At 59.6% G+C, this 15586-nt stretch carries 13 protein-coding genes and 2 pseudogenes; 7 read left to right on the plus strand and 8 right to left on the minus strand.

Features of this window, described 5'->3' with window-relative positions:
* The first annotated feature begins 66 nt into the window (after positions 1 to 66).
* Genes AC07VO_RS06830 through AC07VO_RS06840 form a run of 3 tightly spaced genes read left to right on the plus strand, consistent with a single transcriptional unit; the run spans position 67 to position 5816 of the window.
* Positions 67 to 1584 (plus strand): TolC family protein, encoded by a 1518-nt coding sequence (locus AC07VO_RS06830; protein WP_192351862.1) that lies wholly within the window; start codon positions 67 to 69, stop codon positions 1582 to 1584.
* Positions 1585 to 1614: 30 nt separating this feature from the next.
* Entirely contained in the window at positions 1615 to 2727 is a 1113-nt protein-coding gene (locus AC07VO_RS06835; protein WP_192351861.1) for an efflux RND transporter periplasmic adaptor subunit, read from the plus strand.
* Positions 2724 to 5816 (plus strand): efflux RND transporter permease subunit, encoded by a 3093-nt coding sequence (locus AC07VO_RS06840; RefSeq protein ID WP_192351860.1) that lies wholly within the window; start codon positions 2724 to 2726, stop codon positions 5814 to 5816. The genes AC07VO_RS06835 and AC07VO_RS06840 overlap by 4 nt, the downstream gene beginning before the upstream one ends.
* 70 nt (positions 5817 to 5886) lie before the next feature.
* Here the strand turns inward: AC07VO_RS06840 and AC07VO_RS06845 are convergent.
* Together AC07VO_RS06845 and AC07VO_RS06850 are read right to left on the minus strand one after the other, a co-directional pair.
* Positions 5887 to 6249, minus strand: a pseudogene (locus AC07VO_RS06845) (saccharopine dehydrogenase family protein); the annotation flags it as partial.
* An 870-nt stretch (positions 6250 to 7119) separates the two neighbouring features.
* Positions 7120 to 7677 (minus strand): terminase small subunit, encoded by a 558-nt coding sequence (locus tag AC07VO_RS06850; protein ID WP_192351859.1) that lies wholly within the window; start codon positions 7675 to 7677, stop codon positions 7120 to 7122.
* 216 nt (positions 7678 to 7893) lie between these two features.
* Between AC07VO_RS06850 and AC07VO_RS06855 the strand changes: the two genes are divergently transcribed.
* Positions 7894 to 8094: a KTSC domain-containing protein gene (locus AC07VO_RS06855; protein ID WP_192351858.1), complete on the plus strand. Its 201-nt coding sequence runs from the start codon at positions 7894 to 7896 to the stop codon at positions 8092 to 8094.
* 76 nt (positions 8095 to 8170) lie between these two features.
* Positions 8171 to 9013, plus strand: a complete 843-nt coding sequence (locus AC07VO_RS06860) for a DUF4062 domain-containing protein (protein WP_192351857.1) — start codon at positions 8171 to 8173, stop codon at positions 9011 to 9013.
* Positions 9014 to 9146: 133 nt separating this feature from the next.
* Here AC07VO_RS06860 and AC07VO_RS06865 read toward each other — a convergent pair whose 3' ends face one another.
* The 6 genes and pseudogenes from AC07VO_RS06865 to AC07VO_RS06890 form a co-directional block, all read right to left on the minus strand.
* Positions 9147 to 9479: a phage holin family protein gene (locus tag AC07VO_RS06865; protein ID WP_495007492.1), complete on the minus strand. Its 333-nt coding sequence runs from the start codon at positions 9477 to 9479 to the stop codon at positions 9147 to 9149.
* A gap of 529 nt (positions 9480 to 10008) precedes the next feature.
* The gene (locus AC07VO_RS06870; RefSeq protein ID WP_495007493.1) at positions 10009 to 10368 is read right to left on the minus strand and encodes a PA0613 family protein; all 360 of its coding nucleotides are present in this window, start codon (positions 10366 to 10368) and stop codon (positions 10009 to 10011) included.
* Positions 10361 to 12580 carry a VapE domain-containing protein gene (locus tag AC07VO_RS06875; protein WP_495007494.1) on the minus strand — a complete coding sequence of 740 codons (2220 nt, stop codon included), beginning with the start codon at positions 12578 to 12580 and terminating at the stop codon, positions 10361 to 10363. The genes AC07VO_RS06870 and AC07VO_RS06875 overlap by 8 nt, the downstream gene beginning before the upstream one ends.
* Positions 12570 to 12794 (minus strand): TraR/DksA family transcriptional regulator, encoded by a 225-nt coding sequence (locus AC07VO_RS06880; protein WP_008080171.1) that lies wholly within the window; start codon positions 12792 to 12794, stop codon positions 12570 to 12572. The genes AC07VO_RS06875 and AC07VO_RS06880 overlap by 11 nt, the downstream gene beginning before the upstream one ends.
* A complete protein-coding gene (locus tag AC07VO_RS06885; RefSeq protein ID WP_009049401.1) occupies positions 12787 to 13305 on the minus strand; it encodes a phage regulatory CII family protein in 519 nt (172 codons plus the stop codon). Before AC07VO_RS06885 ends, AC07VO_RS06880 begins: the two co-directional genes overlap by 8 nt.
* A gap of 319 nt (positions 13306 to 13624) precedes the next feature.
* Positions 13625 to 13876: pseudogene (locus AC07VO_RS06890) on the minus strand (YdaS family helix-turn-helix protein).
* Between the two features lie 101 nt (positions 13877 to 13977).
* Here AC07VO_RS06890 and AC07VO_RS06895 point away from each other — a divergent pair.
* Positions 13978 to 14739: a S24 family peptidase gene (locus AC07VO_RS06895; protein WP_102688073.1), complete on the plus strand. Its 762-nt coding sequence runs from the start codon at positions 13978 to 13980 to the stop codon at positions 14737 to 14739.
* 253 nt (positions 14740 to 14992) lie between these two features.
* Positions 14993 to 15583 carry a hypothetical protein gene (locus tag AC07VO_RS06900; RefSeq protein ID WP_495007495.1) on the plus strand — a complete coding sequence of 197 codons (591 nt, stop codon included), beginning with the start codon at positions 14993 to 14995 and terminating at the stop codon, positions 15581 to 15583.
* Positions 15584 to 15586: the final 3 nt, after the last annotated feature.

Genomic DNA, 15586 nt, shown 5'->3' on the forward strand with positions numbered 1-15586 from the left:
GCTGACAACTTCGCGCACGCAGGTCCCTACCCTGACGCAACCTCAAATCCACACGAGTCCACTCTAATGCCGCGCCTTTCCATCCCCCTTCCGTTGCCGTGTCACACCGATCGGACAACCTTGCAGCGCACTGCGCGCGCGAGCGGGTTCGCCATTGCGGTCGCCCTTGTCACGTCGATTTCCCTCGCCCTTTGCGGCTGCTCCACGCCTGTCGTCAAGCCATCGGTCGATGTCCCGAGCAATTTCGCCGCCGGTACGGCCTCCGAGATGGAGCCCGAGGCAGCCTGGTGGGAGGTCTACCACGACCCGTTGCTGACGGATCTGGTGCGCCGAGCCGCGCGGGAGAACCGCGACGTCAAGATCGCCGCCGAACGCTTGCGTGCCGCCCGAGCCGGTGAAACGATCAGCCAGTCGTGGCTGCTGCCGAGCGTCGGCGCAGCCGTGTCCGGCAGTGACCGCAGTACCGGCTACAACTCAACCATCAAACAGGGGTATCCGGATACCAAGACCGCCAGTGTGGGTCTGGACGTCTCGTGGGAAGTCGACCTAAGCGGCCGACTGCGAGCCGGTGCAGCGGCGGCTGACGCCGATGCGCTGGCCGCGGAACACAGCATGCGGGGAGTACGCCTGCTGGTGATGAGCGATGTCGTCAGCAACTATTTCACACTGGTCGGTGCACAGCGCCAGGTCGCAACGCTGCGCGCAATTTCGGCCATGCAGGATGAGACGCTGCGTCTGGTCACCGCGCGTCAACAGGTGGGCCTGGCATCCGCCTTCGACGTCGAACGCGCACAGACCGACGCCTTATCGGCGCGGGCGCAGATTCCGCCACTGGAAACCCAGGTCGCGGTGGCACGCCACCGTATCGCGGTGCTGATCGCCGACCCGTCTTTCAACACCAAAAATATCCAGCCTGCCATAGGGGACTTGACCGACGTCCCGGAGGCCAAGCCCGGCCAGCCCGCCGAGCTGCTGCAACGCCGACCTGATGTACTGGTGCTGATGGCACAGCTCGACGCCGCCAATGCACGTCGCCAACAAGCGAAAGCCGAGTGGTTTCCGCAACTCTTTCTTGGCGCGTCCTTCGGTCGCCAAGGTCTCAACCTGAACGGTGCCGATCTCGGCGCAGCGCGCTTCACCAACGTCGCGGGCCTTCTGGCGATGCCACTCTTCAACGCGGGGCGCACGCAAGCGATCAACGAAGCGGCCGAAAGTGCTCAACAAGAAGCGCTGCTGCGCGCCGAGGACGGCATCGTACGGGCACTCGAGGATGTGGAAAACGCCCTTGTCACGCTTGCGCAGGAACGCCGCCGCTCAGGGTCGCTGCAATTGGCCGCCGCGTCAGCGGAGACGGCACAGAATCGCGCCCAGTCGCTCTATAACCGTGGGCAGATCGACCTGTTGCCTCTGCTGGATTCGCAGCGTGCGCGCCTGAGTGCACGCCTGAGCGCCAACGAAAGCAATACCCGCCTGCTGCTCGATAGTGTGCAGCTCTACAAATCACTGGGCGGGGGCTGGCAGGTGTTCGAACAACCCTCCAACCCCACCGCATCGACCAAAGCCGACCGCCCCCCCCTTTCCTGAGTCTCTGTCGTTTTCCAAAGAGGAACCGTCTTGAAGAATTCCCTTACTGCGGCCGGCGCCCTGGCCGTCGCCGCCCTGCTTTGCGCGTGCAGCCCGGATCAGCCGTCCGTGCCAGCACCCCGAGCTGTACGTACCGTTGAAATCAACTACGGCAATGCCCTCGACGCCAGTCGCTACGTGGGCACCGTACAGTCGCGGCATGAAGTCGAGCAGTCCTTTCGTGTGGGCGGCAAGGTAGCCCAACGCAAAGTTGATGTAGGTCAGTTGGTGCATGAAGGCGACATACTGGCCGTGCTGGACGACAGCGACTACCGCCTCGCGGAAGAAGCGTCGCAACAGCAATGGGCTGCTGCCGTAGAGCAGACGCGTCAGGCGGAATCGGATCGCCAGCGTCTGACGGCACTGAAGGCTGATGGTTCGGTCAGCGCGGCCGACGAAGAGCGTGCGCGTACCAATGCGCAGACCACCCATGCAACCGCCGAGGCTGAAGCGCGCAAGCTTGAACTGGCACGCAACCGGCTCAAGTACACCGTGTTGCGCACCTCCCGCAGTGGCGTGGTCACGGCGGTACGCATCGAAGCCGGACAGGTCGTTGCCGAGGGGCAGCCAGTGATCACGGTGGCGAATCCGGACGAATCCGAGATCGTCATCGATGTGCCCGAGGATCGGATGTCCGCCTTCAAGGAGGCGCGTTTCAAGGCCTCGCTGGCCAGTGCGCCAAACGAAATCCTTGATGTCACCTTGCGCGAACTGTCGCCTCAGGCTGCGGCGCAAACGCGCACCTACCGTGCTCGCCTCAAGCCAGCCAAGGCTCTGCCACTGGGTGCCACCGCGACGGTAACGGCCGAGCGCGTGATGACCGGTGTCTCCGTGGCAGCGGTGCCGGCGACGGCACTGACGCAAACCGGCGGCCAGCCTGCGATGTGGGTGGTCACGCCCACGGGCAAGGACCCGGTAGGCACTGTCGAACTGGTGCCTGTCGCGGTAATGGGCTATCGCAACGATGAGGTGCTCGTCTCCGGGCCACAGGCCGGAGCATTGGTCGTCACCGCCGGGGTGCAGAAGATGGCATCCGGACTGAAGGTCGCGCTGCCCGGCGCGGCGATTGTTGATGCGAACGCTTCGCAGCAGGCCGCCCGATGAACAACTTCAACCTCACCGACTGGGCCTTGCGCCATCGCGCCATCGTTTTGTTCATGCTCCTCATTGTCGCGGTGGCTGGCGCCTTCAGCTTCACCCGGCTCGGCCAGCTCGAGGATCCGAATTTTTCCGTGCCCTCAATGACCGCCATGGTCATCTGGCCGGGCGCTACCGCCCAGCAGTTGCAGGACCAGGTCCTCAACCGCATGGAGAAAAAATTCGAGCAGATCGATAACTTCGAGAAGGTGGTGACCTACGCACGGCAAGGTTACGCCGGCATGACGCTCACCGTGCGCGGCGGCACCTCCAAGGCCGATCAACGCGAGGCCTGGTACCAGGCGCGCAAGAAACTCGACGACTTGCGCCTGGAGATGCCTGACGGCGTGGTTGGCCCGATCCTGAACGACGAGTACGGCGACGTGTATGGCCTGATGTACGCCGTCAAAGGCGACGGCGTAGACCAGGCAGAGCTGTCGGACGCGGCCGAGGACATCAAGCGCCAGATGCTGAAGGTGCCGATGGTCAAGAAGATTGATCTGATCGGCAAGCAGGCCAAGCGTGTCTACGTCGAGTTCTCTCACGAGCGCCTGGCAGCGCTGGGCATTACACCGCTCACCATCGCCGAAAGCCTCAAGAGCCAGAATGCGATGTTGCCCGCAGGCCAGATTGACACCCATGGCGACCGCGTCATGGTGCGCGTGAGTGGCCAATTCACCGGCGTAGAGGCCATTCGCAACGTCCCCATCTCCGCGGGCGGCCGGCTGATCAAGCTCGGCGATATCGCGACCGTTACACGTGGCTTCGAGGATCCGCCGACCTACACGGTCCGCCACAACGGCCAACCGGTGCTGATGCTCGGGATCACCATGACCAGCGATGGCAATATCGTGGACCTTGGAAAGGCGATGGACACTACCGTCGCCAAGATCCAGTCAGAACTTCCGCACGGCGTGGAGCTGGAGCTGGTGGCGGACCAGCCCACCACGGTGAAAGATGCAATCCTGGACTTCGGACGAGCACTGGCCGAGGCGCTGATCATCGTGATCGCGGTGAGTCTGGCCAGCCTGGGCTGGCGCGCCGGCCTCGTGGTCGCGGCCACGGTACCGCTGGTGCTGGGTGGTGTGGCGCTGGTGATGCTGGCGATGGGCTGGAACCTCGAACGCATCTCCCTCGGCTCACTGATTATCGCGTTGGGACTGTTGGTGGATGACGCCATCATCGCCATCGAGATGATGGTGGCGAAGATGGAAACCGGTATGGACCGCGTGAAAGCGGCCGCCTTCTCCTACCAGTCCACCGCCATGCCGCGCCTGACCGGCGCACTCATCACGGTGGTGGGCTTCCTGCCGATCGGCCTCTCGAAGTCCACCACCGGCGAGTACGCGGGCGGCATATTCTGGATCGTCGGTGCCGCGGTGCTGTTCTCATGGATCTGTTCCGGCATCTTCACACCGTACCTGGCGGTCAAGATGCTGCCCAACGACTTGGACAAGCACCAGCACGGAGAACAGCACGACACAAAGTTCTACCGCAACCTGCGCCGCCTGATCGACGCCGCCATCGAGCATCGCTGGGTGGTTATCGGTGCGACGGTGGGCGCACTGGTGCTTGCCCTGGCTTGCATCAAGCTGGTGCCGCAGCAATTTTTTCCCAACAGTTCGCGCCCTGAGCTGGTCATTGATTTACGCGTCAAGGAAGGCGCCTCCTTCGCCGCGACGACCGAGCAGGTCAAGCACATGGAGGAAATCCTGGCGAAAGACGAGGACGTTCGCTTTTATACGGCCTACACCGGCGCCGGCGCACCGCGCTTCTATCTCTCGCTCAACCCCGAACTGCCGAATCCGGGTTTTGCCCAGTTCGTTGTAATGACCAAGGATCTGGCTGCACGCGAGCGGGTACGTGCGCGACTGGTGGCCTCGGCCGACCAGCAATTCCCACAGGCATGGGTGCGCGTGACCCGGCTCGAGTTGGGGCCACCCGTCGGCTATCCGGTGCAGTTCCGCGTGGTAGGCCCTGATACCCAGGTGGTGCGCAAGATCGCCCGCGACGTGGAGAAAGTGGTTGCGTCCAACCCGAAGGTGCGCGACCTCCAGCTGGACTGGAACGACCCGGTGCGCACGATGAAGGTGGAGCTTGATCTGGACAAGGCGAGCGCGCTGGGCCTCACGCCGTCCGACGTGTCGCTGGCGACTCAGACCGTGATGAATGGCGCAACACTGTCGCAACTGCGTGAACGCGAGGACCTGATCGACATCGTGGCCCGTGCCGTGCCAGAGGAACGCTCGAACCTCGACACCCTGAAAAACATCAATCTTTACACACGCCAGGGCACGGTGGTGCCTCTGTCGCAAGTCGCACAGGTGCGCTCTGAACTCGAAGAGCCGGTCCTGTGGCGCCGCAATCGTGACATGGCGATCACCGTGCGTGCCGACGTGAAGGATGGAGAACAGGGTGTATCGGTGACGCAGGAAATTCGGCCATTGCTCAAGGAGGTCGAAGCCAGGCTGCCGACCGGTTACCGCATCGATGTGGGTGGTGCGGTTGAGGAAAGCGACAAGGCCAACAAGGCGCTGCTCGCGGTGGCCCCGCTGATGCTGATCACCATCCTGCTGTTACTCATGCTGCAATTGCAGAACTTTTCCCGCATGTGGATGGTGATGCTGACCGCACCGCTGGGCCTGATTGGTGTGGTGCCGGCATTGCTGGTGTTTCAATCGCCACTGGGCTTCGTCGCGATCCTGGGCATCATCGCTCTGGGCGGCATGATCATGCGAAACGCGGTGATCCTGATCGATCAGGTACAAATCGAGATCGCCGAGGGGCGCGACCCGTGGAATGCCGTGCTGGACGCAGCTATTCACCGAACCCGTCCGGTGATGCTGACCGCGCTGGCCACCGTGCTCGCGATGATCCCACTCACGCGCAGTGTGTTCTGGGGACCGATGGCGATTGCGATCATGGGGGGGCTTTCCGTGGCGACGCTACTGACGATTTTCTTCGTTCCGGCGTTATACGCTGCATGGTTCAAGGTCCGTCGCAGCAAAACGGCTGACATCCGGCAGGTGATGGCAGAATCGTCGCTGGCTTCCTGAGTCACGAGCGCTGGAAATGCGAAAAAAAGCCGCTCAGTGAGCGGCTTTTATTTGGAGCGGGCAACGAGGCTCACAGGCTAAGTGAACTCCAGGCTTTGCCGTTCCAGGGACGGTCTCCATTCTCGTCCTTGATGCGGGTCGGGAGGCCGATCATATCCAGTGCCGTGAGGAACAGTTCAGCCGACAGTTCCTCGAAGTTGACCATACGTTGCACGTCCCACTCGCCTCGGGCGACCAGCAGCGCTGCGGCAACCGGCGGCACGCCAGCCGTATAGGAAATGCCCTGGCTGTCGGTTTCCGCGTAGGCGTCTTCATGATCGGCCACGTTGTAGATGAACACCTCGCACGGTTGCCCATCCTTGGAGCCCTTGACCAGATCGCCGATGCAGGTCTTGCCGGTGTAGCCGGGTGCCAGCGAGCTCGAGTCTGGCAATGTGGGTGTACGTACGACAGACTGCTCGCAGCGTGGTGCGCAATACTTTGACAGACACTACTGAGGCGGCGACGGGAAGGCATTCATTCTTCCTGATTTGGTTTGCGAGCTGCGTCGAGCTGCTGAATTCCTAGAGACCATATGGTGCCTCAAAACCTAGTCAAATGCCCCCGTGTCTGAATCGTTCTAAAAATGTGTTTTCACACAGCCTGGGTCGGTTGCTGCCGATCGCGACGGGAAATAATCGGCCAAGAGCTGCCGCTTGAAAGTGCCCATGGATCCAATCTTTACTTTCGGCTGAGGTTTCCAGACGCAGATTTCACGTAGCAGCGAGTAAAAAAGGCGTTTTCACCGATCAATGACCAGGCAGTTTTGGATGACCGACTTTTTCAACAGAATCGGTTGTTTGCAGCCCTTTTTCACAGGTAGCAATCGGCCAGGAACGGAAATCAAGGAGGTTACGATGACCATCCATAAGCCGTCCGTTGTACTACGCCGTTTGATGCAAGAATCGGTCTGCGCGTGAAGAGGCTGCTGGCAATCGACAAAACTAGATCATGCCGTTACACCATAATTGGTACGTCAACGGAATGGCCAGGCCTGTAATGGGCGGCAACACTAGGATGTTGGACGGCTCCAAGTCCATTAGCCCACCAATGCAGTTGATACCGATTGGGGGATCTATGGAGCTACGTGACCAAGGTGATCCCGCGGCTAAAGTTTCGTCGACGCCAGGCATCGCATGGACTCATTGGCTGCGTCCCTTTGGTGGGCGCCGGTGTAAAGCGGGATGCACATACAGGATACAGCTTACGAAAATATGTCTCCCAGTACACCTCTGCACTGTCAGGGATCGCCGTATGCATGGGTTTAACTCGTCGCCAGGGCGTTTTCAAGATCCGCCGAGGACAAGCGCTCTGCGTCCTCAAGCAAGCGACGGATAGCCGCCGTCAGGCGCTTTTCGATTTGCCAAGGGTCGGTCATGACGGCTAGCTCCGGCGCCAATTGCGGGGGCATACCCAGCAGCTGATCCCGCAACAAGCGGCCCGCGTTATAGGCCCCGGTTTCCACCGCGATGCGCTCGACCAAGGAGCCTTGCTGCTTGTGAAAATTGGCTTGCTCTTGCAGGGCCAGGTAGTGCTCCCGCAGAGCGCGAGACTTTTGAAAGTCCACCGCCTGCCCGACTTGCGGCACCGCAGGTTCTTTCGCGGTGATTTGAGCTTCCCGTTGAAGGCGAAGCCGTTCGTGGCGGTCCGCGACGGCGGCTTTGCTGGGGTCGGCAGATTCGGCCAATAGTGCTTCGGTGGCTTCCAGCTCTACCTTGCCGTCATCGGTCAGTACCAACCGATTCTGATTAGCCAACTTGGACACATACGATTTAGCCCAGCCACGCCGTGCCGCAAACTCAGTTTTACTGATTACAGTCATGATGGAATGTCCTGTTCACCTATTGAATACGGGGGATTCACCTGTTCACCACTGTTCACTAAGCTGGTGAACTGTCCGCTAACACTTTCCCGCGGGTTTCCGACCCCGTGCCCTTTGAAAGTCCTCAGGGTCCCCGGCGCCTTTTCGGTGGCCTGGCCAGCAGATCCGCCTCGTTCGACTAGTCTCTGTGGACGATCAGTCAGAAGGTGAGAAGTCATGGAAATGATTGCCGTGCGTTCCAGTGCGATGACCGCCGTTGGCTACGATCCTGCAACGAGACGAATGAGGATCCGCTTTGAACAAGGCCACTCCTACGACTTCTGCGGTGTCCCATCAACCATACACAATGGCTTGATGGCAGCTGTGTCCAAAGGCGCCTACTACAACCAGCACATACGCGATCGCTTTCAGTGCTGAGACGCGCCTTGATGGCCATGCCTTGGTGCGATCACCTTCAGCTTTAACACCCCGCCCCCCTTTCTGAGGATGTGCAATGAGCTATGCCGCAGAAGCGTTCAACGTGATGATTGCCTCACCAGGTGATGTAGCCTCCGAGCGCGCGATTGTGCGCGACGTCATTTATGAGTGGAACGCAGTTCATTCCAATACACGGAAGATCGTTTTGCTTCCCATTGGCTGGGAGTCTCACTCCTCTCCCGAAATGGGCAACTCCCCTCAAGCTATCATCAATGAGCAAATCCTAGAGAAATGTGACCTGCTGATAGGCGTGTTTTGGACGAGGATTGGTACGCCAACCGAAGACTACGCGAGTGGCACCGTCGAAGAGCTCGAAAAACACATTCAGTCAGGCAAGCCAGCAATGTTGTATTTTTCATCTCAACCAGTGGTCTTCGACTCCGTTGAGCTTGAGCAGGCCGCAGCAGTTAAGAAATTCAAAACCGATTGCCAAAGTCGAGGGCTCTATCAGAGCTACGACAGTCTCGCGGACTTTCGAACAAAGCTTTATCGACACCTCCAGCTTAAGGTCAACGAGCATCCAATCTTCAACAAATTGGAAAGCCATAGCTCAAGCGAAATCTCCGAATCTCAAACGCAGATTCCGAAGCTTTCTGATGAAGCTCAAATTCTGTTGAAGGAAGCTAGCCTGGACGCTCATGGGACAATCATTCATGTCGAATACATGGAAGGTACAGACGTCCAAACAAACGGTAAGAATCTCGTCGCCGAAAAGAGAGACCGCCGAGAAGTAGCCAAATGGGAACAAGCGATTCTCGAACTCTCGAACGAAGGGCTTATCGTTGGTCAGGGCTACAAAGGCGAGATCTATCAAGTCACAAATCTTGGTTACCAGATCGCAGACATGATTGCCCTTTAGCCAATCCTTTGAAAAGACGGACATCCCTGCGAAGGTTTCAGCTAGAGAGATTCCGCGAGTTCGATCACCCGTGTAGGGGGCGGCCCTTGGGGAGGACCCGTGAAATCTGCCCCCCCTACCCGGCCTGCCCGGCTCATGCCTTCGGTTCCGCCTCGCTCAGGTCCAGGCGCTTGGCCACCCAGCGTTCGTACAAGCCGATGGAAACATCGGCGCCGGCCATCGCGGTCAGGCAACCCAGGGCGCCCGCTGTCCAGATCGACAGGCCCGCACCGAACAGCAACATCATCGCTGACACGCCGCAGACGATGCAGGCACCGGATCGAAGTGCAAGGCGGCGCACTAACGCCCAGCCTCGTGCACCGTCCTTGTCAGCGCGCCACATCTCGCCGGACACGCCGCCAACCAACGACAGGGCAATCACCAACCAGATCGGCATCTCTGCCAGTGCCTGTTGCTCGTTCGTCATTGCCCTGCCCCTTAAACAAAAAGACCCGGCGCAATGGCCGGGTCAGGTGGTGGGTGGCCTGCCGCGCTTGGCGGTCGCACCCATCGAAGATGCCCCCTTTTTACAGGTCGATTCTGGTGGCAGCAAGACCGTTTTAATGCCATCCGGTGAATGTGTGGGTGACGCCCGGTGAACGGCAGGCGAATGTCGGTGAATATCTATCCCGGCTGTCTTTTGCTTTTCTGGCGTCCCATGCGTCCCACCTCTCTAAAACTAGGTGGGACGTCTGAAAGCCCCGTAGATTGGGGCTTTGCCCCACCGTCCTACTTTTATCTCTCTTTTCTCGTGTATAGAAAGAATATTTAAAAATACGCGTGCGCGTGAACACGCGCATTGATGCCCGCTACGCACACACGGGCGGGAGGCATGAAAAAGGTGGGACGGTGGGACAGCCCAACAACGACGGGGCCTGCGCCCGTCCCACCACCGCAAAAAGCGGTGGGACGGATGCAGGCCGGTGGGACGGCGTGAGCCAGAGTAATGCCCACGATCAAGCCGCTTCCCCCAGGAGGAAGTGCTCGACCACGATGTGGGCGTCATGCAGGCGCTGGTAGTAGAGATTACGGGTGCAACCACTGTTCGCGAGGCGTGCAGCCAGAGGCGCATCGGGCTGGAAGTAATGCACCTTGACCACCGTCATCAACTCGGGATCAAGGCGTTTCTTGACGATGCGCTCGATGTCCAGCGAGGCTTCCAGCGGCACCCTGCTCCCGCGCCTGCCGCGCACGAGCTGGCCACCGCTCTCCATCATCATGGCGACCATGTTGCCGCCCGAATAACCGGCGGCGACCTCGTCGCTGTGCAGCTCCTGCGCCCATTGTTTCAGGGCCATGTCGATTGTCTTAATCATCGAAGCACGGCTCCTCAAACTCAGATTGTTCCAGCGCAGGCGCCCTGCCCCAACCCTCTGGTTTCTTGTACGCCCATGGCCGCTGGCCGCTCTTGCTCAGAGCGCCCAAACGGAACCGTCGCCACCCCAGTCGATGCAGAATCGCGCCCACGCGCATCTGCTCGGGTTTGCCCCAATGACCGGGATCGAGCTTGAGCGCCTGACTCATTACTTCACTGCCGGTGGTGGTCTCGCCGATCTGCGACTCTTCGAGCCAGGTCAGGATGGGCGTTTCCCATTCGTCCACCACAAAGCGTTCGTCCTGTTCCTCGCTAAACATTGGCGCTTCCTCTCGCGTCACCCACCAGAGGTCCCCAGCCTCAAAGCAGAACATCGCTTCGGCCCAAAGCTGGTCGCGGATCTCGCGCAGCAACGCCACATCGACCTTGGTACAGGCCACCGGCCAATACCGGCGGTTGCCGGTGGCGTCCTTGAGGTACTCGTCCTGGTTGGTGGTACCAACGAAAACACACTGACGTGGCACGTCGAGGGTTCTGCGGCCATAGCTTTCGCGGTAGGTGTCAGTCGATGCCGAGAAGAACTGCTTGGCCTTTGTGCTCTCGGCCTTGTTGAAGCTGTCCAGCTCGCCCAACTCGACGATCCACTTGCCACGAATCGCCTGAAAGCCGTCCTTGTCGCCGAGGGCAAACGGCGTGTCCATGAACCACTCGCCACCGAGCACGCTCATCGCGGTCGACTTACCAGCGCCTTGTACGCCTTCGAGGATCATCACCGAGTCCGCCTTGCAGCCGGGTTTCATCACCCGCGCCACGGCCGAGATCATCCAGCGCTTGCCGACCTTCGAGGTGTAGTCGGTTGCTTTCACCCCCATGACATCGGTCAACCAACGCTCCAGGCGCGGAACACGATCCCATTCCAGCTTTTTCAAGTACTCGCGCACCGGGTGGAAGGCGTGGTCATGCGCCACGACACTCACCGCCTCGATCACGTGCGAGGACTTCACGCGCAGGTTGTACTGCTGCGCGATCCACTTCATCACGCGCACGTCGTCGATGTCGGCCCACTCACCGGTACCACCACCATAGGGCGCCGCACGCAGCTTGACGATTTTCGAGCTGAAGGCGCAGTAGCTGATCACCCCGGCCCAGCGTTCGTCGTGAGCGAGAATCAGCTCCACGTTCTGCATGTGCGCGATCAGCGCGCCGCTTTCACTGCGAGCGAGCTGATCTTTCCAGCCACCGGCGGCCGGTGGACGCACCACGGCCAGCACTTGCCGGCGGACCGCGTCGAGGCCTTCGGCGACGTGCAGGTCGTTGAAGTCGGTCCACTTGTCGTGACGCTCGACCGAGAAGATCGGCGCAACAACCTGGGCACCGACGATCAGCGCGGCGTTGCTCGCCTTCTCCTCGCCCGGGTTCCAGGCATCGCCATTGGGCTTTTTGGTCTTCCAGTCATCGTCACGGCAGATGATCAGTGGGCAGCCGGCGAAGCGCTCGCGCATGACCTTGCACACGGCCAACAGGTTGCCCGCATCGAAGGCCACGGCCACAGCGAGCGACGTCGCCATGTGCAGGCTGGCGCCGGTGGCGTAACCCTCACAGACCAGCACCGGTTCGCCCGGTACCGGATGCGGACCGAGCAGGTGAAAGGTGCCCTCCTTCGCCATGCCGTAGGGCCAGTAGGATTTGTCGCGGCCGGTGTCTTCCTGCTTGTTCGGGAAGATCACCTGCAGGCCCATGATTTGATCACGGGCATTCTTCATCGGCACCAATACCGCACCGGTGCGTGGCGCGTAGCGGACGTTGATGCCGACGATCTGCTTGCGGTCCAGGTAATCGCTGCGCCCGGTGGTCGGCATGCGCTCGAACAAACCTTGCGCTCTTTTCGCGGCCCGCCGCGCAGCGTTATTCGCGATTTCCGCAGCGCGGCGCTTGGCTTCTTCCTGGCGAGCGCGCATCACTTCGCGCTCTTCCGGCGACATACGACCGGCCTTGACCTTGATCTTCTGCGTCTCGCCCGAACGCCAGTCACCGAAAGCGCCGAAGATAAGCGTGTCGCCCTTCTCCGTGCGCTGCTCGTGGACCACGTACCAGCCGTTCTTTTCCTTGCCCTTGTCCTGCGATGTCTTGCAGCGGGTCAGCTTGCCGAACACCAGCGGTTGCGATGGCTCCAGACCGTAATCGGCGAATTGGCCCAACACCTCATCGAGCATGCTGAATCCCCCGCTCAGAGAGTGATTGGCAGCTGATGCACTGCGAGCAACCCGGCTGCGCCAGGCGGCGCGCTTCCGGGATTGGATCGTCACAGGCTTCGCAGAACAGCAAGGAATGGGCAGCGCTTTCGGCCTTGGCAGCGCTACGCGCGGCCATGGCCTGATCGATACGTTCCTGCACCAGATCATTGGCGAAATCGGCAATATCAGCCACGGTCAGCACCTCGCGTCGTCTGGTTGACGTAGGTGGCGCGGTTGAACAAACCCAGCAGTCCTTGAATACCGCGGAACACCTGCAGGCGAATCGCCGCCAGTTCCTGATCAGTCACCACACCGTCGCCGATGCTCTTGGCCCAGGTCTCGGCCAGATCAGCGACCTGGCGGAAGTATTCGGCGATGCCGGTGGTGAGCGTTTCGGGCATGTCGTTGGTGTAGGTGTCGGCCAGCTCCTGCCAGATCGTGTCGCCGACCAGCGCATGCACCGCATCCAGAATGCGGCGATCCTTGGTCAGTTCGAGGATCTCGCCAAACTCCTGAATGTTGATGGAGTGACTCGGGTGGGTCGGCGACAGTTTGTGCTGCAGCGTGGTCGGGTTACGACCGGTCGTGGCAGCGATGGCAGCAGCGCCGCCCGGGTAATCGCGAGCGGCGTGGTACAGCGCTAAATCGAGCGGCAGGATTTCCCGCTGCGCCCGTTCCAGAGAACTGAGAGCAATTCGGCTCATGGCATTAATCCTAAAAGTTGCCAGTGCCGCGCGACAGAAGTTGGTGATACATTTGTCGCGTGGCTTGGTATGGCCCAAACGCCGGGAACCCTTGCAGGGGATGACCGGCACCGTGCCGGGGCGAACAATCCGTTGTTCACCCCTGGCGCAACAGCTGCCAGCTCTGTGGTAAGAACGGCAGCAACACCAAGGCTTCCGAGCCTTGGAAACGCGATGAAGGTCGGCGGCATGTGGTGTGCTTGCCTTCCGACATCGCAACCCGACCGCATTGTGGTGATGCTGTCGGGAGAAACTGGGCGACCCTTGGGTCGCCTTTTTTCTATGCAGCGTTTTCTACGCTGTGATTAGCTGGTGCCTGCATTCGCAAATATTGCCAATCAATGTCTGGTCTTAACGACTCACACGTCACTCGACCGCTGCTATGTCGATCAATCGAAATGGATAAAGCTGCGTTCGCCCGACGATTGCCTTAAGCGACCTGCTTTAATTGGCCGACTGAGGTATTACACCGAGAGGCAAAGGTCTTGAGCTGTGCGTCGTCTAGGATCTTTATGTATTCGAGAAGCGTCATTGCTAACCCCCTATTCAACACAAGATTAGCAACTGCTAATTCGGTCCGCAATAGCAAAACGTAATTTACATTTTGCTAACGGAGCACGGATGATTCCCTATATGAATATCTACGAAAAACGCCTCACGATTCTTAAAGCCTTGATTGGTGAAAACCAACTCAAGGACTTTGCCGGAGCGCATGCAGATGTGGACGCTTCGTACATTTCTCAGATCCTGAACGGGCACCGGACGTTGGGTGACCGGGCTGCCACGAACCTTGCTAAAAAGCTCGCAATTCCTGCTGATTTGCTTACCACGGGAACCTACTCAGCCGAGGATCAGCATCAAATCACCGCCGCTTGGATAGCACTTGGCCTCAAGCCCCCAGTTTTGCCCCACCCCGCTTTCTTCAATGCAACCATCAACGAAACCGCCCTTAGAACCGCTGAGGAGCGAGAAGCAAGCGAGCAACGGCGCCCCGCCCCAGTGCCCGTAGTCGGAAAGGCAATGTTGGGTACTGACGGCTATTTCGACGCGCTTGAATACCCCCCTGGGCATGGCGACGGGTACTTGGAAATCATCAGTTCCGATCCCGATGCATACGGATTGAAAGTCGTGGGAAGCAGCATGCACCCACGCATCAAAAACGGGGAGTTTGTACTTATTGAGCCGAATCATCGTTATCAAACTGGCGATGAGGTACTCGTGCGGACCACCGACGGTAGGGCGATGGTGAAAGAGTTCATTTATCACCGGGACGGTCAACTTCGGTTCGACAGCATTAACGACAGCTACCCTCCTATCTTCTTGGAAGAAAAGCTCGTCGAAAAAATTCATTACGTAGGCGCTATTTTGAAGGCGTCAAAGTACTTGGAGATCTGAAATTTAGCATTTGCTATTGCGAAACAGATTAGCTATTGCTAATTTGCGCTCACTCTTTCACCACAGAGCGAGTCAAATTCATGCATACCAAAGCTACGATTCACCTGCACCCAACCATCGCTGATCCCTGCCGCATTTTCGAGGTTCGCCGTCTGGCCCGAGAAACTGGCTGCGCTTTTATCAGCACCAAGACCTTCAAAAAACGTCGCCCTCCTGCCAAAAGTTTCGACCCGAACGGCGGAGGGCACGCGGCATGATCAAGTACAAGATCGACAACCGCACCCTGCAGTTGCTCAACGCCCAGGTCAACCTGACCGAGACCTTCAATCACGTCCTGCGCACAGCACCGAAGCGTGAATGCCTGGCATTCCGTCTCAAGGCTGAGCGCGGCACAGTGGAAAGCACTTTTGTCGTGGAGCTGGGCAGCGAACGCCACACGCTGACCCTGCAGAACGACAAGAAGATGCACCTCAAACTGGCTGACTTCATCGAAGAGATTGCCAACGGTCCGTTCGACGCGAACAACTCCAGCGACCTGGTGCATCTCCCGCATGCCGATCGTCAATACGGCCGTTTTGAAGTCCAGGACAAACAGCGCGTGTTCGAACTGGTGCACACCGGCGGTGTGCTGAGGCTCGACATGGGTTTCGAGCTTCCCCTGCATGTGGCGCTGCATCGCACCCATTCGCGCCGCGGCGTCACCGCCATCTTGAGCATCGGCAACAAGAGCCCGCATACGCGCTGCTTCACCTTGTACGACTCCGATGCCGAGATCTACGCAAAGCTCACTGAGTCCATCAACCATCTTGCTGCAGCAGCCACTCCAGCTGCGCACGCTGCATAGGAG

This window comes from Pseudomonas sp. GW821-FHT03E01 (genome assembly GCF_059420765.1).